The sequence below is a fragment of the Sediminimonas qiaohouensis DSM 21189 genome (assembly GCF_000423645.1).
In the GTDB taxonomy this organism is placed as follows: Bacteria; Pseudomonadota; Alphaproteobacteria; order Rhodobacterales; family Rhodobacteraceae; genus Sediminimonas; species Sediminimonas qiaohouensis.
This window is the reverse complement of sequence record NZ_AUIJ01000062.1, coordinates 1-2,167: the sequence shown is the minus strand read 5'-3', so window position 1 is coordinate 2,167 and position 2,167 is coordinate 1. Positions and strand designations below refer to the sequence as shown.

The following is a 2,167-nucleotide window of genomic DNA, read 5'->3' as shown; positions in this document are numbered from 1 at the left end:
CGAAGGCGTCACATTCACCGACGGTGTCGCTGAAAACGACACCGAAAACCGCGCCGCTTGATCAGGCCCCGTCACCCAAAATCCCGCATAGCTCCTACCCAAATGATACCCACACCAACCTGCGCGGCCTCACGAGACCGCAAATCATTGGCTAACAAATTGATTTAATTGGGTTTTTGTGGTGCCCGGGGGCGGAATCGAACCACCGACACGAGGATTTTCAATCCGCAGCTGTGGTCTTATGAGCTTGCGACGCTTTGAGACGACTTGAGACAACCTGAGCGAGCCTGAGAATGCTAAGCGATTGATAATAAAGATATAGGGTCGTTTCTCGGCGACCCAAAATCTGTCTCACTACATCGCACGCGGTTTCACCTCGTATCGCTGCAGCGCAGTCACTTTGTCGTCCCGGCGTCGTCCCGGGGCCATCTGGGCGATTCTCTGGCGGTGACATTTCCGGGGCGACTGAAAAAAACCGACTTCCCTCCTGATCACAAACTCAGGAGGCTTACATGCCATTCGATCGAACCGATGCAGAGGGCAAGGCAGTTCACCGGAAGAGCCGCAAAGAGCGGCTGACCAACCATTATGTCCAGAACCTCAAACCGACGGGCGAGCGCCAGACAATTTCCGATGAGGTCTGTCAGGGCTTGGCTCTGCGCCTTGGCGTGTCCGGCACGAAATCCTGGTCCTTCATGGGCCGCGATTGCCACGGCAAGAGCCGTACCGAAACGATCGGTCGGTATCCCGACATCACGTTGAAAGCCGCGCGCCAGAAAGCCGATCAGCTCCGCCAGGTTTTCGCATCGCCGGAGGCGCTTGCCGATTACCTGAGGCCCCCTGCCATCGTAGAAGAAGTCACGCTGCTGGAACTCTTGTTAGAGGCAGAAGACCGGTTCAGAGCAACGAAAGCGATCTGGCAACAGCGCGGCAAGGCAAGCGACGCGTCTACAGCGCGCCAAGTAATCACGACGGTGTTCGAGCCAGTGCTGCATCGGCCTGCTGTTGAGCTGACAGCAGAAAGGGCAGCGGCGCTCATCCAGTCCTATAAGCCCAAGAGCAAGGGCCGGACAGGAAAGAGCACCGCGAACGGACAGGCTTCCAAGGCACTCAGCTATCTAAGAACGGTGTTCAACTGGGCGTCCAACCGGACTCATCGTTTTCAGAAAATCGGAGCAGGCCGACTCCCAGCACTTGCTCTTGCCGACCTTTCGGCCATCTATGATCCCTCGATCGACGATCCTGCGATTACAGGCGAACGGGATCGTGTCCTTTCCGTTGGAGAGCTTCGGCGTATCCTGCCACATCTAAGGGTGCCGGAAACCACCTCGCCGGAATGGTGGAAGGCAGATCTGCGCCCGATCGCTCAGCGCTTCATTTTGCTCACTCTGGCGAGGAGGGATGAAGTTGAAGCCGCCCGCCGGAGGGATGTGAACTTCGAAGAAAAGACGTGGACGAAGCGCGTCAAGGGCGGCCATCAGGTTACACACCCGCTATCGGACGATGCTATCGCCTTGCTCAAAGCGCTGCCTGGCTTTGATTGCCGGAAAGATGACGACCTCCTCTTTCCGAACCAAGAGTTCGGGCCTCTCGGTAACTGGAATCGCTCGAAATTGAAGTTGCAAGAGATCTCGAACATCGAGAATTGGCACCGCCACGATCTTCGGCGAACCAGCGCGACGGTTTTGGCGCTCTTGGGGGTGACGGCGCAAATCATCGATACGCTGCTGTCACACAAAAACCCATTGTCCAAAGAGGCCGTCAGTCCAGCTTTGCAGAGCTACGCAAAGCTCGCGAAGGAAATGAAGGGGTTGCCAAACCCGCTTAGGGATGCGGTCGAGACCCTCGCCGAAGCAATTCGCGCAATTGAGGAGGGAAAGTCATAGCCCCCGCGATCCGCCGTGCGAGATGCCTAGTAGTCACTCGGCGTTGACACTTCTGATCGCAACCCTTTTGGGGATCGGCCAGCCGCTGCTGGGGAAGACACGAGCTTTCCGACCGACCTGTAAAGCCCGCAAGCGCGCCTCCTTCATATAGAGAAGCCGCTCACGCGGCTTTGCCCGCGACACACACGCCGGGCCGAGGCCCATGGATGCGGCGGTCCGTCGCCGCCGCATCCTGTTTCTGCCGTCAGCCCCGACCGGCCAGCATCGGCAGCGTCATGGCG

At 58.1% G+C, this 2,167-nt stretch carries 1 protein-coding gene; it reads left to right on the top strand.

Translation table 11 applies throughout. The features are described from left to right. Nucleotides 1-512 precede the first annotated feature (512 nt). Nucleotides 513-1,886, top strand: a complete 1,374-nt coding sequence (locus G568_RS0117635; RefSeq protein ID WP_026759179.1) for a tyrosine-type recombinase/integrase — start codon at nucleotides 513-515, stop codon at nucleotides 1,884-1,886. Nucleotides 1,887-2,167: the final 281 nt, after the last annotated feature.

What these genes read in the sequence shown, in the direction of transcription:
- G568_RS0117635 (WP_026759179.1), top strand. Translation starts at nt 513, where the DNA reads ATGCCATTCGATCGAACCGATGCAGAGGGCAAGGCAGTTCACCGGAAG.